16 protein-coding genes are annotated in these 25929 nt (G+C 72.7%); 4 read left to right on the forward strand and 12 right to left on the reverse strand.

What is annotated here, in order from left to right; genetic code table 11:
- Positions 1-81 precede the first annotated feature (81 nt).
- Positions 82-2565 (forward strand): glycosyltransferase family 2 protein, encoded by a 2484-nt coding sequence (locus ACFWEK_RS03450; RefSeq protein WP_430553105.1) that lies wholly within the window; start codon positions 82-84, stop codon positions 2563-2565.
- A gap of 1 nt (position 2566) precedes the next feature.
- Here ACFWEK_RS03450 and ACFWEK_RS03455 read toward each other — a convergent pair whose 3' ends face one another.
- From ACFWEK_RS03455 to ACFWEK_RS03485, 7 genes are all read right to left on the reverse strand, one after another.
- On the reverse strand, positions 2567-2923 hold the full coding sequence (locus tag ACFWEK_RS03455) for a hypothetical protein (protein WP_430546701.1): 357 nt from the start codon (positions 2921-2923) through the stop codon (positions 2567-2569).
- 50 nt (positions 2924-2973) lie between these two features.
- Complete coding sequence (locus tag ACFWEK_RS03460) at positions 2974-5085, reverse strand: CDP-glycerol glycerophosphotransferase family protein (protein WP_430553106.1); 2112 nt, start codon at positions 5083-5085, stop codon at positions 2974-2976.
- Positions 5086-5231: 146 nt separating this feature from the next.
- Positions 5232-7217, reverse strand: coding sequence for a CDP-glycerol glycerophosphotransferase family protein (locus tag ACFWEK_RS03465; protein ID WP_430553107.1), 1986 nt, complete (start codon positions 7215-7217; stop codon positions 5232-5234).
- Between the two features lie 338 nt (positions 7218-7555).
- The gene (locus ACFWEK_RS03470) at positions 7556-8584 is read right to left on the reverse strand and encodes a sulfotransferase family 2 domain-containing protein (protein WP_430553108.1); all 1029 of its coding nucleotides are present in this window, start codon (positions 8582-8584) and stop codon (positions 7556-7558) included.
- A gap of 16 nt (positions 8585-8600) precedes the next feature.
- Complete coding sequence (gene cysN, locus ACFWEK_RS03475; RefSeq protein ID WP_430553109.1) at positions 8601-9956, reverse strand: sulfate adenylyltransferase subunit CysN; 1356 nt, start codon at positions 9954-9956, stop codon at positions 8601-8603.
- 3 nt (positions 9957-9959) lie between these two features.
- Positions 9960-10862, reverse strand: coding sequence for a sulfate adenylyltransferase subunit CysD (gene cysD / locus ACFWEK_RS03480; RefSeq protein WP_430546706.1), 903 nt, complete (start codon positions 10860-10862; stop codon positions 9960-9962).
- Positions 10859-11734 (reverse strand): 3'(2'),5'-bisphosphate nucleotidase CysQ, encoded by an 876-nt coding sequence (locus tag ACFWEK_RS03485; RefSeq protein WP_430546707.1) that lies wholly within the window; start codon positions 11732-11734, stop codon positions 10859-10861. Before ACFWEK_RS03485 ends, cysD begins: the two co-directional genes overlap by 4 nt.
- A gap of 131 nt (positions 11735-11865) precedes the next feature.
- Between ACFWEK_RS03485 and ACFWEK_RS03490 the strand changes: the two genes are divergently transcribed.
- Together ACFWEK_RS03490 and cysC are read left to right on the forward strand one after the other, a co-directional pair.
- Entirely contained in the window at positions 11866-12870 is a 1005-nt protein-coding gene (locus ACFWEK_RS03490) for a sulfite exporter TauE/SafE family protein (RefSeq protein ID WP_430553110.1), read from the forward strand.
- On the forward strand, positions 12867-14162 hold the full coding sequence (cysC, locus tag ACFWEK_RS03495) for an adenylyl-sulfate kinase (RefSeq protein ID WP_430553111.1): 1296 nt from the start codon (positions 12867-12869) through the stop codon (positions 14160-14162). The genes ACFWEK_RS03490 and cysC overlap by 4 nt, the downstream gene beginning before the upstream one ends.
- A gap of 37 nt (positions 14163-14199) precedes the next feature.
- On the opposite strand, the gene ACFWEK_RS03500 is transcribed toward cysC, so the two are convergent.
- The 5 genes from ACFWEK_RS03500 to ACFWEK_RS03520 all read right to left on the reverse strand — a co-directional run bounded on the left by ACFWEK_RS03500 (position 14200) and on the right by ACFWEK_RS03520 (position 24450).
- A complete protein-coding gene (locus tag ACFWEK_RS03500; RefSeq protein ID WP_430553112.1) occupies positions 14200-16827 on the reverse strand; it encodes a glycosyltransferase in 2628 nt (875 codons plus the stop codon).
- Complete coding sequence (locus ACFWEK_RS03505) at positions 16820-21916, reverse strand: CDP-glycerol glycerophosphotransferase family protein (RefSeq protein ID WP_430553113.1); 5097 nt, start codon at positions 21914-21916, stop codon at positions 16820-16822. Before ACFWEK_RS03505 ends, ACFWEK_RS03500 begins: the two co-directional genes overlap by 8 nt.
- 14 nt (positions 21917-21930) lie before the next feature.
- A complete protein-coding gene (locus ACFWEK_RS03510; protein WP_430546712.1) occupies positions 21931-22320 on the reverse strand; it encodes a hypothetical protein in 390 nt (129 codons plus the stop codon).
- Between the two features lie 170 nt (positions 22321-22490).
- Complete coding sequence (locus tag ACFWEK_RS03515) at positions 22491-23459, reverse strand: ABC transporter ATP-binding protein (RefSeq protein WP_430546713.1); 969 nt, start codon at positions 23457-23459, stop codon at positions 22491-22493.
- Positions 23452-24450 (reverse strand): ABC transporter permease, encoded by a 999-nt coding sequence (locus ACFWEK_RS03520; RefSeq protein ID WP_430546714.1) that lies wholly within the window; start codon positions 24448-24450, stop codon positions 23452-23454. Before ACFWEK_RS03520 ends, ACFWEK_RS03515 begins: the two co-directional genes overlap by 8 nt.
- 165 nt (positions 24451-24615) lie before the next feature.
- Between ACFWEK_RS03520 and ACFWEK_RS03525 the strand changes: the two genes are divergently transcribed.
- Complete coding sequence (locus ACFWEK_RS03525) at positions 24616-25896, forward strand: CDP-glycerol glycerophosphotransferase family protein (protein WP_430553114.1); 1281 nt, start codon at positions 24616-24618, stop codon at positions 25894-25896.
- Positions 25897-25929 lie beyond the last annotated feature (33 nt).

A 25929-nucleotide genomic window follows, 5' to 3' on the forward strand; every position in this document is an offset into this window, starting at 1 on the left:
CCTCTCCCGCACCTACGTGAAGTCCACGACCCCGATCCTCGAACGACGCCTCACCCCCGTGATCGAGGAGGCCCGCGCGTCGTGAGCCGCCGGACCGAGCACGGCGCACCCGGGGGCGCGGGTCCCACGACGTTCGTCACGCACCCCGACGTCGTGCTCGCCGCGGCACGGCACGCCGAGGGCCTCGGGGCCTCGGGTGGCCGCGTCACCTCCCTGGCGCTCGACATGCAGGCGCCCACCGCCCGGGAGATCGTCGCGCGGATGATCGACCCGCACGCCGACTACGCCGCGGTCGTCGGGGCGGCCCTCGATCCCTCGTCCTCCGACCTCCTCGGCACGGAGCCCGGACGGACCGGTGAGCTGCTCTGCTCGCTCGCCCGACTGGTCGGGCACCAGCAGGCGACCGAGGACGACGTGCCGCACGCGCTGGCGCTCTTCGCCGCCGCTCGACGGCGCGTCCCCGTCCGCCGCTGGTCCGTCCCCGACCGGCGTGCCCTCGCCCAGCTCCTGTGGGCTCACGGCGAGCACGACACCCTGCGTCGCGATAAGGCCCTGCTGACGTCGCTCGACGCCGGGACGCGGGCGTTCCTCCGGCTCGACCTCCACGGGTTGGAGCACGGCGTCGGGTCGGAGTCATGGCTCGCCGGCCTCAACGACAACCTCCAGGCCCTCGGGATCGACCCGGTCGGGCTGGCGCCGGAGGGCACCACCCCCTTCGACCGCCTGCAGCCCGGCACGTCCCGGACGGCGGGGCCGGGCCCGCTGATCACCGTGGTGATGCCGGCCTACCGGCCCGGGCCGGAGTCGGTCACCGCGGTGCGCTCCATCGTGCAGCAGACGTGGCAGGACTGGGAGCTGCTCGTCGTCGACGACGCCTCCGGCGACGAGTTCGAGCCCGTCTTCGCGCAGCTCCAGGGCCTGGACCACCGGGTGCGCGTCCTGCGTCAGCCCGTCAACCGGGGCACCTACGCGGCGCGCAACCGCGCGCTGGAGGAGGCCCGCGGAGAGTTCGTCACGTTCCAGGACACCGACGACTGGTCGCACCCCGAGCGGCTCGAGCGGCAGGTCCGCCCGCTCCTCGAGGACCCGTCCCTCCTGAGGACGCTCAGCCGCTCCCTGCGGTGCGACGACGACCTCGTCTTCCAGCGCCTGGGGAACGACCCGGTCCACGCCAACGCCTCGTCGCACCTGTTCCGGCGCTCCGTCCTCGACACGGTCGGCCGCTTCGACTGGGTGCGCAAGAGCGCCGACACGGAGTTCGACCTGCGGCTGGAGGCGGTGTTCCCCGGCCGCCGCCTGCAGCTGCAGGAGCCGTTGGCCTTCGTCCGGCTCCAGGCCGACTCGCTCTCCCGCAACGACGTCCGGCCCGGCTGGATGCACCCGGCCCGGATGGAGTACCGCGCCGCGATGATCCACTGGCACCGGCAGATCGAGGCCGGGGCGAGCCCGCGGATCCCCGCGGACGTCACGCAGCGCCCGCTGACGGCGCCGCGCCCGTTCCTGCGGGACGTCGGGCTCCCGGAGCAGGCGGTCGACGTCGCCTTCGTCGCCGACTGGACGATGGACGGCGCCACCCAGCGCACCGCGCTCGCCGAGATGGCGGCCCTCGCACGCTCGGGCCTGCGCGTGGGGCTCGTCCACGTGCGCAGCGCGTTCGGCGAGGCCCCCCGTCGAGCGCCCCTGTCCCTCGCCGCACGCCGCGCCCTCGCCGACCGCACGCTCACGTTCGTGTCCCTCGAGGAGCAGGACCACGTGCCGACGATCGTCGTCCGGCAGCCCGACGTCCTCGAGTTCCCCACGTCGCGCCCGGTGTCCCTCAGCACGGACCGCGTGGTGGTCGTCGCGGACCCGGGGCCGCGCACGGCCGGCGGGCCCGGCGTGCGCTGGGTCGCCGAGGACTGCGACCGGAACGCCGAGGCGCTCTTCGGCGTCGCCCCGGAGTGGATCGCCCCGGACGATCCCGCGCGGGCGGACGCGTACCCGCGCGTCCTCGACGTGCCGCGGTGGCCCGGGAGGCTGCCCCGCCGGTTCCGGAGCGACCGGCCGGTCGTCGGCTGGATCTTCGGCGGAGAGCTTTCCGCGCTGCCCGACGGCGCCGACCGCCTGCGACAGGTCTTCCCGGTCGACGGCACGGTCGACGTCCGTCTTCTCGGGAGCCGCCGCGTCCTCGAGGGGGCCCTCCCCGTCGTCCCGGCCGAGTGGCTCGTCTACGAGACGGGCGAGGTCACCGCACGGCAGCTGCTGCAGCAGGTCGACGTCGTCGTCGCCTTCCCCCGGGCGGTGACGGCCGAGGCGCTGCGGACGGTGGAGGAGGCACTCGCCGAGGGCTGCGTGTCGGTCGTCTCGCCAGAGCTCGCCCCGCACTTCGGCGACGCCGTGCTGACGTGCGCACCGGACGAGGTGGCCGGCCTCGTCGGACGGCTGCGCGCCGACGAGGCCGCCTTCCGCGATCGGTCGCGCCGCGGATGGCAGTGGGCGGACGAGCGGTTCGCCGACTCCGGGCGACGGGTCGTCGAGGCGCTGGGCCTGGGTGCCCGGTCGTCGGGCCCGACCGGGTCGCCGTAGGTCAGCGGGCGGCGCCGGCCTCACGCTCGGTGGCCTCCAGCCGCGCCGCGCCGATGTCGGCGACGACGCGCCGCGCCATCGCGTCGGCGTGCTCCGCGTGCGCGGCGGCCTCCTTCAGGCCCTTCTTCTGCCCCGCCAGGACGAGGTCGGTCTTGGCCGCGAGCCGTGCGGTGCCCTCGTCGATCCGCGCGGTCACCGTGCGGCCGACGCTGTGGACCAGCCCCGCCCCGAGGACGGCGGCCACGCCGAGCGCGGCACCGCCCAGCTCGGTGCTGGAGGCCGCGAAGCCGACGGCGGCGACCACCCCGGCCAGCGCGGTGAGAGACGTGAGGACGTTGGTCCTCGAGAGCTTGGGCACGATGGCTCCTCGAACTCGGTCGACAGGGACGATGGGCGCGGAACGCCTGGTCACCGCGGCCGCGCGGGGATCCGTTCCTCGATCGCCGCGACGGTCCGGGCACAATTCTGCCGGTCCCGCCGCGGGAACGCCGCCTCGATGCGTGCCGTGTAGACGGGATCGGGCCGGCAGTCCCGCTCGAGCAGGCTCTCGACGGCGTCGAGCGTGTCGTCGAGGGTCCGCACGACCGGACCGAAACCGTCCCGGTCGTAGTCGAACCACGTGGGCGACGAGTGCTTGCTCTCGAACTCCTCCTCGTCGAAGCGCGCGTACACGATCGGAGTTCCCAGGTACGCCACGTCGAAGTGCACCGACGAGTAGTCCGTGACGAAGGCGTCGCACCCCCGGATCAGGTCCTGGAACGACACGGTGTCCGTGTCGGCGATCTCGATGCGTTCTCCCGCCACGGTCGCCCCCTCGAACCTGGACGCCATGTTGTAGTGCGGCACGAAGGTCAACCGGTAGTCGTACCGCTCCAGCATCTCGTGCAGGCGCCGGCTCTCCAGGAGATCCGACATGAACCGCTGGTAGGTCGATCCCTCGTAGGGGACCTCGCCGTCCTGCGACGCATGGAGCGACGTCATCGCGAGGTAGTTCCGCCAGGTCGGCATGAAGAGGATGGTCCGGCTGGGCGGGGTCGGCGTCAGCGCGTCGTACCGCGGCATCCCCGCCTCGACGAGCTGCTCGTCGTACCCCGACGCGGCCCGCAGGGCCTCGGTCTCCCGCGGCATGACCGTCAGGCAGATGTCGTAGCCCGTCGTGCCGCGCTTCACCGCGTTCGGGCTGAGATGGACGCCGTGCTTGAGGTAGACGCGCAGCGCCCCGACCCGCCAGACGATGTGGCGCGTGTACTCCTTCACGTCCCACCCGTCCGGCACCAGGTAGCCGATCATGTAGGCGTTGGCCAGCACGGTGGCGTGCAGCAGGAGCAGCTGGTGCTTCCACGACGAGTGGGCGACGACGTGCCCGTACGGGGCCACGCGGTCGTACTGGGGGCTCGACCGGTCGATGACGTAGTAGGCCCGGCGCCGCAGGCCCGACTCCCGAAGGTGCCGGAACAGGTGGACGCCGTTGTCCTGCGCGGTGTCCTTCCGCTCCCCGACGAGCCAGATCTCACGACCCGCGAAGAACGGTCGCGTCACGAGCCTGACGAAGCGGAGCCACCGCATCCGCCGACCGGCAGACCCCCGGGCGATGAACCCGGCGTCCTTCTTCAGCAGCATGCCGGCCCACCGCAGGCGCGCCGAGAGCCCCGATCCCTCCTGCGTGGTGAGGAACGCGGCGTTCCCGTCGCCGACGGTGTGCAGGAGATACCTGACGGTGGTCGTCCCTGCCTGCCCGGGTGCGTCGTCCCCGTCGGCGTGCATCCCGACCGTCCGCGCGCTGATCAGCGCGCCGCCGCGGGGCCGGAGGTTGCGACGCAGCCGGAGCTCGGGCACCTCGGTGTCGAGCTCGATGACGAAGCGACGGTGGCCGCTCCCCGTGCCGACGAGCGCGAGCCGTGTGCGCAGGCCAGCCCACTGCGCGTCGCCGCGGTTGCCGATCCGCGGAGTCAGCGGGACCGGGCCGGAACGGGCGACATCACCCGACGGGCCCGTCAGCGCGAGGCGGTACCGCCAGGGCGGTTCGGGCATGTCCGAGCCGAACGCGACGGACAGGAACCCCATGATCTCGACGTCTCCGTCGGCGGGGTCCAGCGCCTCGAGCCACGGGGTCGCCGCGGACAGCGCGAGTCGCCCCAGGAAGTCGGCGAGCAGCGATCCCCGCGTCACGTCCTGCTCCGTGAGCATCCGCTGGATGTAGCGGGCCACGCTCAGCTTCGTCCCGTGGTCCGTCCAGACCAGGAGGGGCGTGGGGCTGGTGAGCGACAGCTGGTCCAGCCGCTTGACCTCGCTCCACAGGTGTCGGGCCCACTCGTCCATCGTGGCGGCGCGCGGAAGGGTCGCGACGGTGCCGTACCGGGCACCGGAGCCCGCCAGCCAGTCGCTCGCCGCGTCGTTGCGGTCCTGGCTCTGGTTCGACGCGGACTCCACCGCGGCGACCTTGTGGCGAGAGACCGCCTTCTGGACGTCCATGCCGGGGTCGTGCACGACCGCGATCGGGGCGCGGCGGAAGCGGGGCATCTTCCGGAGCGCGGCCAGAGCAGGCGCCAGGATCCCTGCCCGGTTGGCACTGACGATGAAGACGAGGGCGATGTCAGGTCTCGGCGCACTCACGTCGCTCACATGCACGTCGTTCACGGGCCGCTCCGGCTCCCTTCCTCCACGGGTCACGAGGCCCCACCGCCTCCCGAAGTCTGCCGGACGGCCGTCCGCCGGTCCACCCATCGCCACCACAGGATTCTGAGGCCCCCGGCCGTGCGGACCGACCGGGCCACCCGCTCGCAATTGTGGCGGTCGTGGTAGCGGACCGACCGCTGCGCGCGGGCCCAGTGCTCCTCCGGCATCGCGAAGCCGTCGGCAGCCGTCGTCTCGACCTCCTCGACCAGCCGGTCGACGTCGGTGACGATCGTCCCCGGGAGGTCCGCGTCCAGGTCGAGGAACGACCCCTGGTCCCCGAAGAACCGCTCCTGGTCGAACTGGAAGTAGAGGACCGGTCGCCGCTGCAGCGCGAAGTCGAAGGCCACGGACGAGTAGTCGGTGACGAGGCAGGCGTGCTCCCGCAGGAGCGTCTGCACGTCGACCGCCCCCTGCTGCAGCACGCGGACGCCCTCCACGTCGAACAGGTCGACGTAGTGCCGCATGTTCGGGTGGAGGATGAACGTCACGCGAAGGCCGTCGCGCATCGCCCGCGCCAGGCGCGGGTGGCCGAGGAACTCCTGCCACCGCGCGCGGTACTCGCTGTCCAGGAACCGGTCGCGGTTCCCCAGCCACTCGCGCCACGTCGGGATGACGAGCAGGCCCTCCGGGTCCCGGTCCAGCGGGGCGAGCAGCTGGTCGAACCGCGGCAGCCCCGTCACCCGCACCTGGGCGGGCCGGTACCCGAACGCGTCGACGGCGACGCGGTACTCGCGGTCGGAGCTGACGTGGAAGCGGTCCGTGGTGAAGCCCGGAGCGAAGCGCCCGTAGTTGGCCGTCATGTTCTTCGTGCCGGAGATCCCGTGGCGGAGGAAGACCCGCACGGCCCGCACCCGGGCGACGACCGCCGGATGGCGCGACGGCAGGAGGTACTCGGCGTGGTGCGTCCCGGCGATCCGCGACGCCAGGAACGCCACCCGGACGTGCTCGCGCGAGCCGTGGAGGACGACGTTGCCGAGGCCGTCGAGCCGGGCGCGATCGGGGGCGTCCTCGGCGACGACGTAATAGGCGCGGCGCCTCGGCTCGTGCTCGCGGAGCCACCGGAAGAGGTGATAGCCGTTGTCCTGCGCCTTGTACGGCAGCTCCCCGACGAGCCAGATCCCGAGGAACGGGCGGACCATCGGCAGGAGCCAGGCGAGGCGGGTCCACCGCCGCAGGTACGCGAAGACCTCCGGCGACATCCGCTCGACGCGCACCGACACGTTGGCGCCGCGGAAGGTCTCGTAGGGAAGCAGCTGCGTGACGACGCCCCCGACGACGGCCCGGCCGGGCCGGAGCGCGACCTGGTGCGCCCTGGTGCTCACGCGGCGGGTCTGGACCCGACCCTCCTGGTCCTCGACCTCGATGCTGAGGTCCAGGGTCTCGTCCCGCGGGTCGAGGCGCGTCACGAGCGCGGACACCGGCAGGGCGAGGGCGCCGCGGTGGACGAACCGTCCTCGGTCCCGACGGGACTCGTCGGGCAGCGGCACGAGGGGCACGTCGACGTCGTACCGTCGCCCGGTCTCCCGGGAGGCCGCCACGAGACGGGCCGCTCGGGCGCCCCGGTCGGCGCCGCGGACCCGCAGCCGCAGCGCGACGCCGTCGGCGCCCAGGCGCAGCTCGTCCACGTCGATCAGGAACTTGCGTGCGGGGGCGCCCCCCAGGAGCACGCTGAGGTTGCCGTTCTGGGTCACGGCGAGGCGGTCGTCGGCCGCGCCGGCTGCGGACGACCGAGCGACGTCGACCCGCGTCGTCGATCGGAAGTTGCCGAGCCGGACGGGTGCGGGCGCCTCGCCGGCGCCCCGGTCCGGGGCGGCGCCACCCTGGGCCGGCACCAGGTGCATCCACAGGTCGGCGACGTCGTCCCCGGGCACGGAGCGCCGCCGCAGCTCGTCCAGGGACAGCCGCGCCGAGAACGTCTCGCGCCCGCTCGCGGGCACCCGGACCTCGGCGCCGCTGTCGCGAAGGACCGCGGACACCTCGCCGACCTTCCAGCCAGGGCGCGCCGAGGTCCCCTCGACGACGACCTCACCGTCGCGAATGCCCACCTCGAGGGATGTCTTGTCCGGCCCGACCACCCGTGCCGGGCGCAGCGCACGTGCCGTTCGACGGGCCCATCGGCGGAGCAGCCCTCCTCGCCTCACCGCCGTCGCGCCGCGGGGACGACGAGCGCAGGCCAGTACGTGTCGGGGGACGACGGTGCGTCGCACCTGCGCTCCGGTCGAACCATCGAAACTCCCCACGAATACCCGCGGACACACCGCGGTGGCGACGACATTCTAGGTCGTCCCCGGGCCGCGTCGAGCGCCCCGCACGGCTAGTCGCCGGAGCGCGTCATCATCCGCTTCGCCTTGGAGGCGGCGCGCCTCAGCGGCGTCCTCGTCGCCCGCGCGAGGCTGCGCTCCAGGTCCCTGTTGGCGCGGACCAACCCGGCCTTCTCCTGCTCCAGGTCCTTGATCGCGGCACGCTCGTCCTTGGCGATGCCGTACAGCGTGGTGATCCGCTCGCCGAGGCTTCGCCGGGCGGCGATGTCGCGGAAGTCCGACGCCGACCACTGCGCGGGCTTCTGCATCACCGGGTCGAAGTCCCACCGGTCGCCGAACCGGGCGAGGTCGGCGCCGTAGATCTCCTCGAGCGCCTCGCGCACGCCGCCCTCGAACACCTCGGACGCCGCCCGGAGCGGGGTGTCGTTCTCCCTGCCGAGGGACACCTCGTGCGGGCGCCCGACGTCGTCGAGGTGGGCGCTCAGGTCGCCCAGCAGTGTGGAGATGTCGCTGATGTCGTAGATGCGCGAGTACGGGATCGTGTCCTCGTGCAGCCGCGTCGTCTGGGGCGCGAAGTGCGTGTCGCGGACCGGGCCGCGGGGGTCCCGCAGCACCTCGACGAACCGCGCGAAGTCGCGGACCACGTCCTCGACGGAGCCCGGCGCGTCCGGCAGCCACTCGGCCCCGGCGAACTTCCGTCCCGTGTAGACCGGGTCGCCCACGAGGAACTTGGACTGCCACGCCGAGAACGCCCGCAGGCGCGGGTCGCGCACGACCGCGAAGACGAACCAGCCGTTCGCCGGGGAGATCTCCGCCCGCTCGGCCGGCTCGAGCTGCTTGAGCGAGCGCACGTCGTGCCAGAGCCGCCGGTGGTGGATCATCATGCGCGGCGTCGCCTCGCAGCTCAGCACGCTGGTGAACTGCTCCGGGTCCTGCCCGCTGAGCTCCGCGACGAGCCACTTCAGGCTGGTGCACGCGTTCTTCGCCAGGTGGGTGAACAAGACCTTGTGCTCGGGCAGCACCCAGGTGTTGGGCGCGGTCGCGTGCTCCGCCGTCAGCGGAACGGTCCCGGTCACGGCCATGTCGATCACCTCGTCCTCAGGCGGTGTGCGGAAGGGTGCCGACCATCCCGGCCGCCACGGTCTTGTTCGTGGCCTCGTCGACCAGGATGAACGCGCCCGTCCGCCGGTTCTGGCGGTAGGGGTCGACGAACAGCGGCTGCGTGACCCGCAGCTGGATGCGGCCGATCTCGTTGAGCCGGATCTCGGTCGCGTCCTCGTCGCGGTGCAGGGTGTTGACGTCGACGCGGTACTTGACGTCCTTCACCATGGCACGCGCCCACCGGGTGGTGTGCTTGATCGCGTACTTCTTGCCCTGCACCAGCGGCGCCGTCTCGTCCATCCAGCAGATCTGGGCGTCGATGTCCTGCAGCGCGGCGGGCGAGTTGTTCGGGCGGCAGATCATGTCGCCGCGCGAGATGTCGATCTCGTCCGCGAGCCGCACGGTCACGGACATGGGCGGGAAGGCCTCGTCGACCGGGCCGTCGGCGGTGTCGATGCCCTCGATCGTGGTCTCGAGCCCGGACGGCAGCACCATGACCTTGTCGCCCTTCTTGAGCACCCCGCCGGCCACGGTGCCCGCGTACCCGCGGTAGTCGCGCGCGTCGTGCGACTGCGGCCGGATCACGTACTGCACGGGGAACCGCACGTCCTGCAGGTTGCGGTCGCTCGCCACGTGCAGGGACTCCAGGTGGCTGAGCAGCGGGCGTCCGTCGAACCACGGCATGTTCTCGCTGCGGTTCACCACGTTGTCGCCGACGAGCGCCGAGATCGGGATGAACGTGAGGTCCGGCACGCGCAGGCGCGAGGCGAAGTCCGTGAAGTCGCGCCGGATGCCCTCGAAGACCTCCTCGGAGTAGTCGACGAGGTCCATCTTGTTCACGCAGACCACGATGTGCGGCACACCCAGCAGGGTGGCGAGGAACGTGTGCCGGCGGCTCTGCTCGATGACACCCTTGCGGGCGTCCACGAGGATGATCGCGACGTCGGCGGTCGACGCGCCCGTGACCATGTTCCGCGTGTACTGGATGTGGCCCGGGGTGTCCGCGATGATGAACTTGCGCCGGGGCGTCGCGAAGTAGCGGTACGCCACGTCGATCGTGATGCCCTGCTCGCGCTCGGCCCGCAGGCCGTCGGTGAGCAGCGCCAGGTCGGTGTAGTCGTTGCCGCGGTCCTTGCTGACCTGCTCCACCGACTCGAGCTGGTCCTCGAAGATCGTCTTGGAGTCGAACAGCAGCCGGCCGATGAGGGTGCTCTTGCCGTCGTCCACGGAGCCCGCGGTCGCGAAGCGCAGCAGGTCGGCCGACGTGTCGAACGCCTGCTGGCTCGCGCCGCCCTCGGTCACGTGCGACGTTCCGGCGGAGGTCACGGGGGTCTCGATGCTCTCGGTGCTCATGGCTTAGAAGTAGCCCTCTCGCTTGCGGTCCTCCATCGCGGCCTCGCTCACCTTGTCGTCGCCACGGGTGGCGCCACGCTCGGTGAGGCGCACGGCGGCGACCTCCTCGACGATCTCGGCACGGGTCGCCGCCGTCGACGCGACGGCGGCGGTGAGGTTGGCGTCCCCCACCGTGCGGTAGCGGACGGACCGCACCTCGGCGGTCTCGCCGTCCTTGAGCGGCGTGAACTCGTTGACGGCGAACAGCATGCCGCCCCGGTCCACGACCTCGCGCTCGGCCGCGAAGTACAGGTCGGGCAGATCGATGTCCTCGGCCTCGATGTAGGCCCAGATGTCCAGCTCGGTCCAGTTGGACAGCGGGAACACGCGGATCGACTCGCCCTGGTGGACGCGGCCGTTGTACAGGTCCCAGATCTCGGGCCGCTGGTTCTTGGGGTCCCACTGGCCGAAGTCGTCGCGGAAGGAGAACACGCGCTCCTTGGCGCGCGCCTTCTCCTCGTCGCGGCGCCCGCCGCCGAACAGCGCGTCGAAGCCGTTCTTCTCGGCGGCCTCGAGCAGCACCGGGGTCTGGATGCGGTTGCGGGAGCCGTTGGGCTCCTCCTGCACCAGCCCACGCTCGATGGCCTCCGGCACGGAGGCGACGACGAGCTGGATGCCGAGCCGCTCGACCCAGCGGTCGCGCGTGGCGAGCACGGACGGGAAGTTCAGGCCGGTGTCCACGTGCATGATCGGGAACGGGATGCGCGCCGGGGCGAACGCCTTGGCGGCCAGGTGGAGCATGACGATCGAGTCCTTGCCGCCCGAGAAGAGCAGACAGGGGCGCTGCATCTCCGCGACCACCTCGCGAAAGATGTGGATGCTCTCCGCTTCGAGGCTGCGGAGCTGGCTCAGGACGTGGGACGTCACGGCTGGGCACCTTCCTTGATGTCGACCCCGACCTCCGTCAGCGCCGCACGCAGGTGCGCCGCCACGGCCGGGTGGCTGACGAAGAGATCGGGGAGCCAGGGGTCCTGGCGGTTGTACTCGAGCGGGGTGCCGTCCAGCCGGGTGCACACGAGGCCCGCGGCGAGCGCGACCGCGACGGGTGCCGCCGAGTCCCACTCGTACTGGCCCCCGGCGTGCACGTACGCGTCGACGGTGCCGTCCACGACGGACACGACCTTGACGCCGGCCGACCCCATGGGCACGAGCTCGACGTCGTCGCGGGCGGCGAGGTCCTGCACGAACTGCGGCGGACGGCTGCGGCTCGCGGCGAGGCGCAGCGGCCGCCGGCCGGCCAGGACCGCGTCCGTGTCGTCGGCCGGGCTCGGCCCTGCGTCGGTCGTGGCGGTGCTGAGGACGGCGCCGCGGGCCGGCAGCCCGACCGCACCGGCGGCGAGCCCGTCGGACCGGGCGACGCCGCGGTCCCAGAGGGCCACGTGCACCGCGAAGTCGTCGCGCCAGCCCGCGCCGTCGCCGGCGCGCTCGGCGAACTCGCGGGTGCCGTCGAGCGGGTCGACGATCCACACGCGGTCCGCCGTCAGGCGGGCGGCGGTGTCGGCGGCCTCCTCGGAGAGGACGGCGTCGCCCGGGCGGGCGTGCGCGAGCGCGCCGGCGAGCCACGACTGGCTGGCCGCATCGCCCGCGTCCTTGAGCTCCCTCGCCACGAACGACCCGCCGGCGGCGTCGACCTCCGCCCGCAGGCCGCGGAGCACCTCGCCGGCTCCCTGCGCGAGCGCGACGGCGAGCTCGCCGTCGGGCAGGCCCGGGTCCGGGAAGGACGGGGCGGACGCGGACATACGACTCCTCGGCTTGCAGCTCTGGACGGAGGCCCCGGGCGGGGCGCGGCCGACGCTACCATTCCGAATTGGACGATTCCCTGAGAGTTCACATTGTTGAATTCTGTTTTTCCGATAGGAATGGTGCGCTTTTGAGCCTCGACCTCCCGCTGATCGTCGGCGGACTCGTCGTGGGCTTCGTCGTCGGCCTGACGGGGATGGGCGGCGGCGCGCTGATGACGCCGATGCTCATCTTCGTGTTCCGCGTCGACCCGCTCACCGCGGTCTCCTCCGACGTCGTGGCCAGCCTGTTCATGAAGCCCGCGGGCGCGATCGTGCACCTGCGCCGCCGCACCGTGAACCTGCAGCTCGTGCTGTGGCTGTGCATCGGCTCCGTGCCGGCCGCCTTCTCCGGCGCGCTCCTCATCCGTTACCTCCCGTTCGGCGACGGGTTCGACGAGATGCTCAAGCAGATCCTCGGCGTCGCCCTGCTCATCGCGTCGGCAGGGCTGGTCGTGCGCGCGGTGCTCGGCATGCTGCAGCGCCGCACCGCCCTCGGCGAGGGGCCCGCCGCGCCCAGCAGCCCCGACGTCGTCGTCCGCAAGGTGCCCACGCTGGTCCTCGGCGCCGTGGCCGGGCTCATGGTCGGCCTCACGTCCGTCGGCGCCGGCTCGATCATCATCGTGGTGCTGCTCCTGCTCTACCCGGCCCTCAAGGCCTCCCAGCTCGTCGGGACCGACCTGGTGCAGGCGGTCCCGCTGGTCGCGGCCGCGTCGCTGGGGCACATCCTCTACGGGGACTTCGAGCTGGGCCTGACGACCTCCCTGCTCGTCGGCGCGATCCCCGGTGCCTGGTTCGGCGCCCACGTCTCGAGCCGCGCCCCCGGCGGCATCATCCGCCGCGCCCTGGCGATCCTCCTGCTGGCGTCCGGCCTCAAGCTGCTGGGCGCCTCGCTCGGCGTGGTGGTCGCCGCCGCCGTGGGCGCGCTCGTCGTCGGCAACCTGCTGTGGGTCGTGGTCCGGGAGCGCATCAAGCGGCTCCCTCCCCGGCCGGCCGTGCCCGGCACCGTCCCCGCTCCCGCACCCGACCGCGAACCGGCCCCCGAACCGGACCCTGAGCCGGACCCCGACCAGAAGGACACGACGACGCGATCATGACCGAGCCCACCCCCGGCACGGTGCCCTCGGACCTGCCCTCCGACCTGCCCGCCGCGACCCACGTCCTGTCCCCCGACGAGCTGGACCTCCTCGAGCTCGCCCTCGCCGGCGGCCCCTGGGTCCCGCCCGCCGGGCTGCCCGCCGGCCCCGTGACCCTCACGGACGCCGAGAACACGCCGCTCGCCGTCGCCGGCGTCCCCGGCGACGAGGCCCCGCGCGCCGTGCGCCCGTTCGCCCGTGCCGCCGGGCCGCACTGGGACCCCGCCGTGCGTCGCACCGCCCGCGAGGTGCGCGACGGTGCGCCCGCGGGCCGCGCGGCCGTCGCCCTGGTCGTGGCCGAACCGCCCACACGCTCGGAGGTGGACGCCCTGCCCGGGCTCGTCGGCGATGCGGGCTCGGTGCTGCTGCTCGTCCCTGCCGCGCGCCGGTCCCCCGCCGCCGGGCAGGTGGGGGCCCCGGGTCTCGTGCGCATCGCCCAGGACCTCGCCGACCGGTTCGAGGACGGCCCGCGCCGCGCGAGCGTCGTCGTCGTGCCGTGGCCGGCCGACGCCCCGGACGGGCTGCGCTGGACGGACGTCGGCGCGCGCTACGGCGCCACGCGGACCGAGCTGCTCGTCGCGCACCGCTCCCCCGGGGACCGCGGCGCCGTCGAGAAGCTCGGCACCGTGTGGTCCGGCGCCGTCGCCGCGCTCTACCCGGAGGTGCCGGCCGCCGAGGTCGCGCGGGCCGCCGGCACCGCCCGGCCGCGGGGCGCCGTCGTCTTCTTCACGGGCCTGTCCGGCTCCGGCAAGTCGACCGTGGCCCGGGCGCTGGCCGCCGAGCTCGACGACGAGGGCCTGCACACCACCTTGCTCGACGGCGACGAGGTGCGCCACCACCTGTCCAAGGGCCTCGGCTTCGACAAGGCCTCCCGCGAGCTCAACGTGGAGCGCATCGGCTACGTCGCGTCGCTCGTGTCCTCGCACGGCGGCGTCGCCGTGGCGGCGCCGATCGCGCCGTTCGCGTCGGGCCGCGCACGGGTGCGCGAGCTCGCCGAGGCCGCCGGCACCTTCCTGCTGGTGCACGTCAGCACGCCGCTGGAGGTGTGCGAGGCCCGCGACCGCAAGGGCCTGTACGCGAAGGCCCGGCGCGGCGAGATCCCCGAGTTCACCGGGATCTCCTCGCCGTACGAGGCGCCGACCGACGCCGACCTGGTCGTCGACACCTCCCGGGTGAGCGTCGAGGACGCCGTGGCACGCGTCCGCGCGGCACTGGACGCCGCGGGTGGCGACCGCTCCGGCCCGCTCCGCTGAGCCAGGGCGTCGTGGCGTCCGCGCGGGACGCCGGGCCTCAGCCGCGCAGCGCCTCGAGGATCCGCTCGCGCGCCTTCCCGTCCCGGTAGGCGAACGCGCGGTCGATCCGCTCCGCGTACCGGTCGGGCAGGCGCTCGAGGGTGCTGGCGACCGCCCGCTGGGCTGCCTCAGCGCTCGTGACGACCGGGCCGAACCCGGACGTCTCGAACCCCGCCGCCCGGGAGCGGGCGCTGTCGGCGGCGCCGAGCACGGACTCCTGGTCGACCTGGAGATAGACCGTCGGCCGGCCGAGATAGGCCAGGTCGAGCGCACGGGCGGAGGAGTAATCGGTGACGAGGACGGCGGCGGAGGCCAGGGCCTCCAGCTCGTCGTCCTGAGGGACGAGCTCCACCCCGGGCGGGGGCGAGAAGACCTCGGGGCCCACCCCCGACGGGAGGATCAGCCGGACGCGGCGCCCCTCCCGGGCGGCGAGAGCGGCGAGCTCGGCGGAGCCGAGGAACTCCCGCCAGGCGGCCACGAACGGCAGGGCGCGGAACTCCTCGATCGCCCTCCCGGCCGATTCCGGGTCGGTCGGCCGCAGCGTGCCGGACCGCCAGCCGGGCGCGACGACGACGTGCTCGGCCGGCGCCCGCAGCTCCTCGAGCCGGTCGTGAGAGGGCAGCCCGGTGAGCGCGACCTCGCTCGGGAGGTAGGTCTGCGTCCCGTAGGGGCCGCCGGCGCGGACGAGCTCGATCGCCGAGGACACCGTGATGAGGTCGGCCTGCGACGCCCAGGAGTCGCGATGGAGCAGCCTGCCGACCCCGCCGGCGGGCAGCAGCGCCACGCGCCACTCCCGCGGGATCCCGTGCCCCGGGAGCGGGACGTGCGCACGCCGTGTCATGCGGGACGTGACCAGGAGGTCCGCCCGGCGCAGGAGGGAGGCGTGCTCGGCCGACCCCGCGGTCACGCACCCGACGCCCGCCCGGCGCAGCCGTGCCTCGGCCTCGGAGCCCGCCTCGGTCACGAAGCGCATCTCGACGTCGGACGCCCGCTCCTGCACGTACCCGTAGAGCAGCTCGCTCTGCGACGGCGCGGCGTCGGTGTCGTCGCCGGTGACGAACACCCAGGTCGCGCCGCGCGCGGCCTGCGGCTCGGCGTGCACCGCGGCGCGGGGCTGCGCCGTCGAGCCGGTCACGGCCCGCGCGAGGCGCCGCCAGCGGGAGACGACCGCACCGGAGACCGCGGCCGGCGACGGCGCGCTGGCCGGAGCCGGTGCGGTGGGGGCGGCCGGATCGGCCTTCTGCGCCGCGGGCTTGACGTCGATGGGCGGCCGCCTCCCGGTGCGCTCGTCGACGTCGCCGGCCTTCAGGATCGTGCCGTCGAGCTCGAGCGTGAAGCGCGGCTCCGTCGAGGCCAGGCCGACGACGTCCCCCCGCTGCATCCGTACGAGGAGCACCAGCTGGTACAACCAGGTCTTCCCGAGGTACTCGATCCCGCGGCTCCTGCGCTCGAGGACCTCGGCCTCGCCCGCGACGACCTGCAGCTCCGGGAAGTCGTGGTCGCTCCCGTAGACGGCCGCGCGCCACGCGCCACGCTCCGGGTGCCAGCGCAGCCGTTCCACGGGCGAGGACGAGACGTCCTCGACGGCGGAGAGCCACGCGAACCGCATCTCCAGCGGCACCGCGAAGATGTCGAAGCCCCTGATGTTCTCGGCGCCGATCTGCCGCAGGTTCTCGACCAGACGCTCGCGGATGAGCGCCAGCTGTTCCTCGGACGCGAGGTCGACGGGCGTGTTGGCGCGCCGGTTCCGGCGGAACAGCATGAACACGAAGTACAGCAGCAGGTTCGCCAGCCAGGGCGGGCACTCGTCGCCGGCGCGGTCGAGCATGCCGCGGTGCGGGATCCCGAACAGCGACGCGTAGCGGGACATGTTGCCGCTGTGCTTCGACACGATCGAGGACGCGTCGGCACGGCGGAGGTAGAAGTACTCCGCCCCCGGGACCAGCACGTACCGCGCCCGGTTGCAGAGCAGGAAGTGCCCGATCATGTCCGTGTCGGAGGACTGCAGGATCTGCTCGTCGAACCGGAGGCCGTGGCGAGAGATCACGTCGTGGCGGAAGAACGCGACACCACCGAGCGTGTGGATCTTGCGCGGCTGCCGGCGCAGGTCGATGACCGAGCTGACGGCGCCGACGTACCGGGCGTCCAGCGTGTGCCCGATCGTCGAGCCGTCGGGCGAGGTGAGGATCGCCCGGCCCACGAACATCGTCTCGTCCGGGAACCGCTCCCGTGCCTGCTCGATCTCGAGCAGGTAGCGGGGGTCCAGCCGGTCGTCGGGGTCCGGGTGCGACACCCAGGTGCCGCGAGCCCAGGCGAGGCCCGTGTTCCGGGCCGAGGCCACGCCCCCGTTCGGCTTCGTGACGACGCGGACGGCGTAGTCGGTGGTGGGCATCCAGGCCCGCACCACGTCCTCGGAGTCCTCGGGGCAGCCGTCGATGACGAAGATCAGCTCGTACCCCGCGTGCGCCGCGACCTGCTCGTCGAGCGACCGGAGGAACGCGGGAAGGTACGGGCCGACGCGGTAGCAGGCGATGACGAGGCTCGTGTGGGGCGACAGGGCGTCCCACTCGTCCTCAGGGCGATTGACGTCGGTCACCTCGATGCCGGTCACCTCGGTGTCAGTCATCACGGCCCTTCCGCTCCTTCAGGCCTTCGAGCTCCAGCCCGACCTCGTAGATGCGCTTCGAGTTGTCGTGGTCGAAGTAGGCGAAGAACGTCTCGACCCGCTCCTCGAACTCCGGTTCCGGTGCGCAGCCCCGCTCCAGGTAGCGCTCCAGCAGGTCGAGCAGGTCCTGCTCGGACTTCGCGACCTCGCCGAACGCGTCGGTCGCGTAGTCGAACGACGCCGCGGGGTAGTGGGGCGGGATCGAGTCGGGCTGGTAGTACAGCACCGGCTTGTGCATCTGCGCGAAGTCGAACTGCACCCCGGAGAAGTCGGTGATCATGAGGTCCGACCCCGTGAGGAGCTCCTCGTAGCTGACGTCCTCCGTGGCGGCACGCACCTCGACGTGCTCGCTCTGCGAGACGAAGTCGGTCAGCTGGGTCCCGGTGTTGGGGTGGAGGAGGAAGAGGAAGCGGTACCCGTGCTTCTCGAGGGCCGTGTGCAGCCTCGGGCTGTTGATGAGCGAGTCGAAGACCCGGAAGTAGTCGGTCTCCCGGAAGGCGCGGTGGCTGAGGGTCTGCTCCACGCCCCGCTGCGGGCTGTGCAGGTACGTCCGCCAGGTCGGAGCGAGGAGGATCGTGCGCTCCGCCCGGGAGCGGAGCCCGTCGTAGCGGGCGAACCCCGTCACCTCGACCTGGTCGGCCTCGTAGCCGTAGTTCGCCTGGAGGAGGTTCCGGCGCTCGAGCTCGGAGACCACGCAGATCCGTTCGAAGTTCGAGAACCCGATGTTCAGCAGGTTGTCGAGCTTGTCCACCACGAGCCCGTGGTTGATGTAGACGACGCGCGCGTCGAACAGGTCGCGGAAGTACGTCTGGTCGAGCTGGAACCCGAAGGTGTTGCTCGTCCCGATGCGGGTGGCGAAGACGATCGACGCATGGAGGTAGTGCAGCCGCTGCCGGTCCGTCCCGAAGGCGAGGTACTCCACGCCGTCGGCGTCGAGCTGCGCCGCGAGGGCCGTGCCCGGCTGGGCGACGTAGTGGGTCTCGACCCCGTCGCGCTGCGCCTGCGCCTGCGCGTAGCGGTACGCGTACTCGCCGTTGTCCCCGCCCTTGACGATGCGGTCCGCGTACATCCAGATCGTGCGGCCGCGGTAGTCGGGCAGGGTCGTGAAGTACTCGCCACGGAGCCGTGCGGCACCGATCCGCACCGGGTCGCCGGACTCCCGCAGCGCGCGCTGCAGCGCCTGCTCCGCCGTGTCCCGCGCCGGTTCCGAGTAGGGCGCGATGTCGATCCCACGGCGACCCACCGTCAGGATCCCGAGCCCGGGCACGGCCCAGTACGCCGCCGGCTGGTCGCTGAGCTTGGCGGTGGCCCGTGTGAAGCGGAGGCGCAGCGGCGCGGACCACGCGTCCGGGGCCGCGTACCGGAGCTCCAGCCGACCGGTGGCCTCGGCGAACGGGATCGACGCCGTGAAGGTGAAGGCGCGGTGGAGCGCGACACCGTGCAGCGAGGTGTCGGCGTACCGCTGCCGGTCGACGAGGGGGACCGAGCGTCCGCCCACGTGCACCTCGAGCCGGTGCCCGGGGTGGCTGAAGACCAGCGGGATCCGGCCCCTGACCGTCAGGACGCCGTCGCGGGCGGCCATCGAGTCGATCGAGACGGTCACGTCGTCCGGGCGTTCCAGCTCCAGTCCGCGGAACGCCGCGTACGGCCCCCGGGCGTCCTGGCCCAGGACCGGCTCGAACGCCGCACCGTGCTTGAGCCGCAGCAGGTGCATGCGCACGGTCGGGGACGGGATCCGGGTGGGACGGCGAGGCGCCCAGATCAGCTCGTCGGCCGTGTGCCGCAGCGCCCGCGAGAGGACGCGCTCGTAGGCGGCGAGGTCCTCCTCGGTGAAGATGCGCTTCGGCGTGCCGCCGGTGTTGTGCCGGATCCGGCCTGCGAGCAGGTGCACGAACAGGCGCTGCAGGTAGGCGTGGCTCGCGCCGAGGTCGGCCGTCCCCTCGAGGAGGTCCGCCCAGTCCCGCGCGAAGTCGAGGTACCACGACCGGGTCAGCACCTCGGCGGACTGGTCCGCCCCGTCGTCGAGCACGCCGTGGGAGCGCACCTCGCCGAGCACGCCGAACCCTCCGCTGATCGACAGCGCGGCGGCGAAGGCGACGCCGCGCGTGCGCGCGGCCGGGTACCTCCGGACGGCGGCCCAGAGGATGTCCGCGCGGACCAGCACCGGGCTGGAGCCGACCCACAGCGGGGCGTTCTCGCCGAGGGGCACACCGCCGCCGAGGTCCGCCTTCGGGTGGAGCGCGTGGCCCACGGACGCGTCGGTGAACACGTGCAGGTCCTCGACCGCGTCGGGACCCAGGCGGTCGAACGCGCCCGCCTCGAACTCCACGCCGGCGTCGACGAGGCACAGCCGGTCGTCCGGGGCCAGGCCGGCGAAGACCCCTGCCTCGGCGAGCGCGGCGAAGGAGCGGTCGGGCACGGTGCGGAGGTCCGGGTCCGGCTCGAGCTGCGCGACGGAGAGCCGGGTCCGCAGGTGCGCCAGCGTCCCGTCCTCGCCGACGACCACGTAGCGGACCCGGGCCGACCGGTCCGCTGCCCGGCCCGTCGCGGAGGCCCCGGTCGGCGCCGTCGTCGCGTCATCGGCACGCTCGTCCATCGACCCCGCGCCCGGCAGCAGCCGGGCCAGGTCGGGATCGGCGGCGAGGGCCGAGACCACCTCCCCCGCACCGAACTCGGAGTACCGCAGCACCGGGACCTGCTGCAGGGTCTCGAGCCCGTCCGGAAGCAGCGGCACCACGTCGTGCTCGCGCGCGAGCCACAGCCAGGACTCGGCGGCGTGGAGCCGCTGGCCGAACATGTCGGGCACGACGACGTCGATGCTGTCCAGGAAGCCCGCACGGTCGAGCTGGTCGCTCGGCACCACCGTGACCCCCGCGGCCTCGGCCCGCGCCCCGGTCAGGCGCCTGCCCTCGTCGTAGAACACCACCTCCGCGGCGCCCGAGCCGACGAAGACGGACCGCAGCACGCCGAGGTTCCAGCCTGCGCCGTCGACGTGCCGGGGCAGGACGACGCCGATCCTCGGGTGCTCCGGAAGGGTGCTCCGGTCGGCCGCTCGTCCCTGGACGAGCGCGACGTCGGCCCCCTTGCCCCGGAGGTACCGGAACAGCTCCGGCGAAGAGACCATCCAGCTCACGGGCGCGCCGAAGACGGTCCGGGCCTGCTCCTCGCACCAGGCGACCGGGGGCAGCACGGCCTCGTCCACGCGCCGCACGGTCTCGTCGAGCACGAGGTGCACCCGGTCGACGACGAGCCCGACCTCGGGCTCGGCGGGCAGCGCGAGGAGGTACTCCGGGTCGTCGACGATCAGGTTCTCGACGTGGGTCGTGTCGCGCCAGCTCATCCACCGGAGCTCGCCCTGCTCGACCGCGTCGGTGAGCCGGCGCCGCGACTGCACGGTGCGCAGGTTGCGGCTGGACCGCGGACGGGACCCGCTCAGCAGGCCGACAGGGCCGTCCGTACCGGTCAGGAGGGTCCGGATCCTGTGCAGACCGTCCCGGGAGCCTTCCAGGGCGGAGTTCCAGTCGGCCAGCACCGCGTGCGAGAGCCGTTCGACCGGCGCCTCGCCGCGAACGGCCGGAGGTGCCCAGCAGATCGACGGACGCGAGTCGCTGAGCGTCCAGTCGTCGGACCCCGCGGCCTTGATGCGGCTGTGCGCCGCGCTGTACTGCTTGCTGTAGGCGAGGCGCGCCCCCGACATCCAGTTCGGCCGGAAGTCGGAGCGCGAGAGCGAGCCGAGCTTGAGCTGGACGAGGCCGAGCGGATCGGGGAGGTTCACCACCGCGGACCTCCCGAAGGCCCTCTTCAGGCGCTCGGAGAACTCGCTGTCCCCGGCCTTGCGCACGTCGTCGAACTGCCCGAGCCTCTCGAGCACGGCCTCGCGGCGGAACAGGAGCGACGACACGTTGGTCCGGTGCGGCGAGTAGCCCAGGTAGGTAACGCCGCCCGTGCCCAGCACCCGCTGGCTCTTCGACGTCGACGCGATCTTGCGCGGGTCCGAGAGCAGCGGCAGGAGCTGCCGCTCGATGCGCTGCGCGTGGGAGACGTCGTCCGCGTCCTGGAAGGTCACGAACTCGCCGCGCGCCTCGCGCAGCCCCGAGTTCCGCGCCTGATAGGCACCGCCGTTGCGCTGCCGTGCGATGACACGCACCCGGGGGTCCGTCGCGGCGGCGTCGTCCAGGTGCTCCCGACCGCTCGTGGAGCAGTCGTCGACGACCAGGATCTCGAGGTTCGACCAGGACTGACGGACCAGCGAGTCGATCGTGTGGCGGAAGCCGACGTCCGGGTCGTACGTCGGCACGACGACCGTCACCAGGGGCTGCTCGTCGGGCGGCACGCTGCACGGCGCGGCCTCGGGGGCCTCGATGGCCCCGAAGACCCCGCCGGGTCCCTCCACCTCGTCGGCCGCGAGCACGAACGGCGCGAGGCCCCGGTCGGTGAACGGCTTGTTGAAGAGCGCCCACCAGCGCTCGAGCTCGTCGCCGACGACCCCGGAGGCCTGGTCCGCCGTCGCGCGCTCCGCCATGCCGGCCGGACGCAGCAGGTCGGTGCGGCCGGCCCACACGATCCTCTCCTCCGCGGTGGGGAGCGAGGCGAGCTCCTCGAACAACGCCTCGGCGCGCGTGAACACCGCGACCTGGGTGGCGAGGCGCAGCGCCGCCGACGCGTCCGGGTCCCACAGCTGCGACCGGTCGAGCGCCGTGACCATGACCCTCGTGGCGACCTCGAGGTGCTGGCGCTCGGGCGCGAGCACGCAGGCGAGCAGCGCCGCGCTGAGCACGCGGGGCACGTCCCAGCGCAGCATCTGCTCCCGGGAGACGCCGGACACGATCGCCTGGCGCAGCTGCTCCCAGCGGTGGGCGGACCCCGTGCCGTCCAGCGCGAGCAGGTCCAGGAAGGCGGCGGAGCGCATGCGGCTCCCGACGGCGAGCGCGCGCCAGGGCGACTGCCGGTTCAGCAGGAGGAACTCGTCGGGCGTGAGCTCCTGGAACGCCGGCGCGGGCTCGTCGGGGTGGGCGTGCGCGAACGACTGCGGCGCTGCGGGGATTGCCATGTCGGTGCCGCGTCCTAGAGGTCGGCCGAGCCCGCTGCGGGGGAGCCGGCCGCGTCCCGCTCAGGCCGCGCGAGCTCGAACGCGATCCGTGCCGCCAGCCGCTCCGGAAGGTGCTCCTCGATCCGCTCGAGACGCGCGTTCACCAGGGCGATCTCGCGCTCCGCGGCGACGCCCGCCGAGCGCGACGTCTCGGACTCCCTCCGTGCGCCGTTCTGCCCGAGCCGGTAGACGGCCGAGAGCACCTTGCGCAGGAACAGCAGGACGATCGCCGTGCAGACCCCGACCGTGACCAGCACGGCGATGAGGCCCACCTGCACCGGGGCGAACAGGCACACGAGCACGGCGACGACCATGCACACCGCCATCAGGGCGACGGCGGCGATCTGGCGAGGCGAAAAAGACATAGTGGAAGACACCTAGCATGCGGTGGACTGTCGACGGACGCTGGCGCGCCATCCCTGTCGAGCGGCTCCGAACCCGACCGGCCGAGACCGACCGCGGCGGCAGGGGTCGCTCGCCGGCCCATGGTAACGGGTGGGCCACGGGCCTCGAGGGAGGCCCGGTCCCTACGAGATCACGACGCGGCCTGCTTCTTGGGGCGCTGCTTCGAGCGCGCCCGCGGGCCGACCCCGCCGGCGCGCGCGGACGAGCGCGCCTGCCGGTGCGCACGGACGAACTTGCGGTACTCGCCCAGCACCTCCTCCGTGCCGCCGTCCATGACGAGCTGTCCCTGGTGCACCCAGAGCACGCGCGTGCACATCGCCTCGATCGTGGTGATCGAGTGGCTCACGAGGAAGATCGTGCCCGCGTTCTTGCGGACCTCGTCGATGCGGGCCTTGGAACGCGCCTTGAACGCCGCGTCACCGGTGGCCAGCGCCTCGTCGATCATGAGGATGTCCGGCGTCGCGGCCGACGAGATCGCGAACCGCAGCCGGGCCCCCATGCCGGAGGAGTACGTCTTCATCGGCATGTAGACGAAGTCGCCGATGTCGGCGAACTCCACGACCTCGTCGAAGCGATCCTCGACCTGCTTGGGGGTGAGCCCGAGGGCCAGGCCTCCGATCCAGATGTTCCGCTCGCCCGTGAGCTGCGGCATCAGCGCGGCGTTGACGCCGAGCAGCGCCGGCTCCCCCGCCACGTACACGCCGCCCGAGTGGGGCGGGATGAGGCCGGTGATGGCGCGCAGCAGCGTGCTCTTGCCGGAGCCGTTGATGCCGACGATGCCGATCGACTCCCCGTGCCGGGCGACGAAGGAGATGCCGCGCACGGCGTGCACCTCGCTCACCGCGCCCACGTGCTGCGACGTCGAGCTCACCAGCCGACGCAGGAGGGAGCGCTTCGGCGCCTTGGCCTCGCGCACGTTGTCGGCACCCTTGGCGGCGACCTGCTTCGCCTTGCCGCCGAAGACGCGGTAGACGATGTGCAGGTCGTCGACGACGAGCACCGGGTCGCCGACCGTCGCGACGGGCTTCGGGCCCTCGAGGTCCTCCGGCTCGAAGTCCTCGTCGAGGTCGACGTCGAGATGAAGATCCGACTCAGTCACGGCCGTACCGCTCCTCTCCGCGCCAGAAGACGATGAATCCCACGACGAACGCCACGACCGCCCAGCCGGCCGCCCACAGCCACATCCACGGGTCCTGCGGCATCGACGGCTCCTGCGTGAGGATCGAGCGGGCCACGTAGAGGAACACGCCGATCGGCTGGTACTCGAGGATCGGCCCGATGATGGCCGCCGCCTGGGCGGGCAGGTCCTTCACGTAGTGCATCACCGGGAAGATCACGCCGGACGCGTACATCACGAGGCGCAGCACGAAGCCGATGATGTTGTCCAGGTCGGGAGTGATCGCCACGGCGCGGGCCACGATGAACGCGATCCCCGTGTTGAAGATCCACATCAGCGCCACGATGGCGGGCAGCAGGAGCCAGCTCCAGGTGACGTGCACCGTCGGGTACGCCGGGAGCAGCCCGCTGAGCAGCACGATCGCGCACATGACCACCAGGGCCGGCACGAGGGTGGTGAGCAGCGAGACCACCTGCGCGATCGGCAGCACGGCGCGCGGGAAGTGCAGCGACCGGATGAGGTTGGTCTTCTGCGCGATCGACCGCGACCCGGCGTGCACCGACTGCTCGAAGAACCGGTACAGGAACGTGCCGATGGTGATGAACGCGATGGTGTTCTCCACACCGCGGTTCGCCCCGAGCAGGATGCCGAAGATCAGCACGTAGACGGTCGCGTTGAGGATCGGGTTGAGGACGGCCCACAGCTGACCCAGATAGTTGTTCTGGTTCTTGGAGTAGGCCGTCGCGGTGCCGAGGACGCGGATGAACGCCCAGCGGGAGGCGACGTCGCGGATGTACTTGCCCAGCGGCGGGCGCACGCCCATCTGCTGCAGCCCGAACTGCTCCGCGATCGCCCGTCGCTCCTGCGAGGTGGTGTCCGGCACGACCGGCTCCGGCGGGCGGAGCGGGTCACGACCGGGCTCCGGCTTCCCGCGGTCACCCGAGGCGGCGTCCGTGGTGGTGTCGGTGGTCACGTAACTTGCATACCCGTCTTCCGAGGTACGGCCAGCGGCTGCCGGGCCCTGTCGATAGTACAGCGATGAGGTGAGCGCCCTTCGCGCCGGCGCCCCCCGGGGAGGGCCTCAGGACGCCGTGGAATACTCGTCGCGCCACGGGAACCCGCCACCAGGAAGGCACGGATGTCGCACGTCACGCCACCGCAGCAGCCCACGATCACGGACCGCGCGCGCAAGCTTGCCGCACAGATCTTGCTGACCGCGGGATCGCGCGTCAAGCGGGTCGTGACCAGCACGATCGCCGGCGAGGAGCCCGAGCACTCCCCCGAGCTGGACGGCCTCCCCCCGTTCCCCGTGGTGGCGTACTTCGCGGACACCCCGAACCAGGGGTACCAGCTGCGGCAGTGGCTGCCCGTGCTCGAGCGCGTCGCCGCGCAGCACCCCGTGGCGATCGTCACCCGGCACTGGGAGCTCACCGAGCAGCTCCGTGAGACCACCGACCTGCCCGTGCTCTTCGTCCGGCGCCTGGACGGTCTGCGCCGGCTCTACGAGCAGATCGACGCCAAGACGGTCGTCTACGTCAACAACGGCTGGCGCAACTTCCAGTCGCTCATCTACCAGCGGGCCCTGCACGTGCACGTCAACCACGGCGAGTCCGACAAGATCTCGATGGTCTCCAACCAGGCCAAGGCCTACGACCACGTGGTCGTCGCCGGCCGGGCCGCGATCGAGCGCCACCGGCGCGCCCTCATCAACTTCGACCTCGACAAGCTGGTCGTGTGCGGCCGCCCGCAGCTCGACCTCGACGTGGCCTCGGTGCTCGCGCCGGTCGACGGCCGACGGACCGTGCTCTACGCCCCCACCTGGTCAGGCGAGGACGACGCCAACAACTACACGTCCCTCGACCTGTACGGCACCGCGATCGTGCGCGCCCTCCTGGACCGCCCGGACGTCCGGCTCGTCTACAAGCCGCACCCCCGTGTGCTCACCGCCGAGGAACCGGCGGTCGTCCAGGCCCACGCCGAGATCGTGCGGCTCGTCACCGCCGCCCGGGAGGCCGGCGCCCCGCACGAGCTGCCGCTCGAGGCCGACATCCTCGGCCTCTTCGAGGACGCCGACCTGCTCGTCACCGACATCTCGTCCGTCGGCCTCGACTTCCTCTACCTGCGCCCCGACGTCCCGATCGTCCTCACCGACCGGCGCACCGACCGTGCCCGCATCGTCGCCGAGGCCCCCGTCGCGAGCGTCGTCGACATCGTGGACGGCGACACCGTGGGCGACGTCGGCACGCTCCTGGCGGCCAACCTCGCCCAGGACCCGCACCACGACGCCCGCGCCCGTGTGCGCGACCACTACTTCGGGTTCGCACGGGGCGACAGCAGCCGACGCTTCCTGGAGTTCGTGACGGACTGCGTCGCGCGCCGCGACGCCATGGTGGCGGACCTCGACGCAGCGGCCTCCTGACGACCCGTCCCGCCACGGGACGACGAAGGGGCG

This window comes from Isoptericola sp. NPDC060257 (genome assembly GCF_042726645.1).
Taxonomy (GTDB): Bacteria; Actinomycetota; Actinomycetes; order Actinomycetales; family Cellulomonadaceae; genus Isoptericola; species Isoptericola nanjingensis.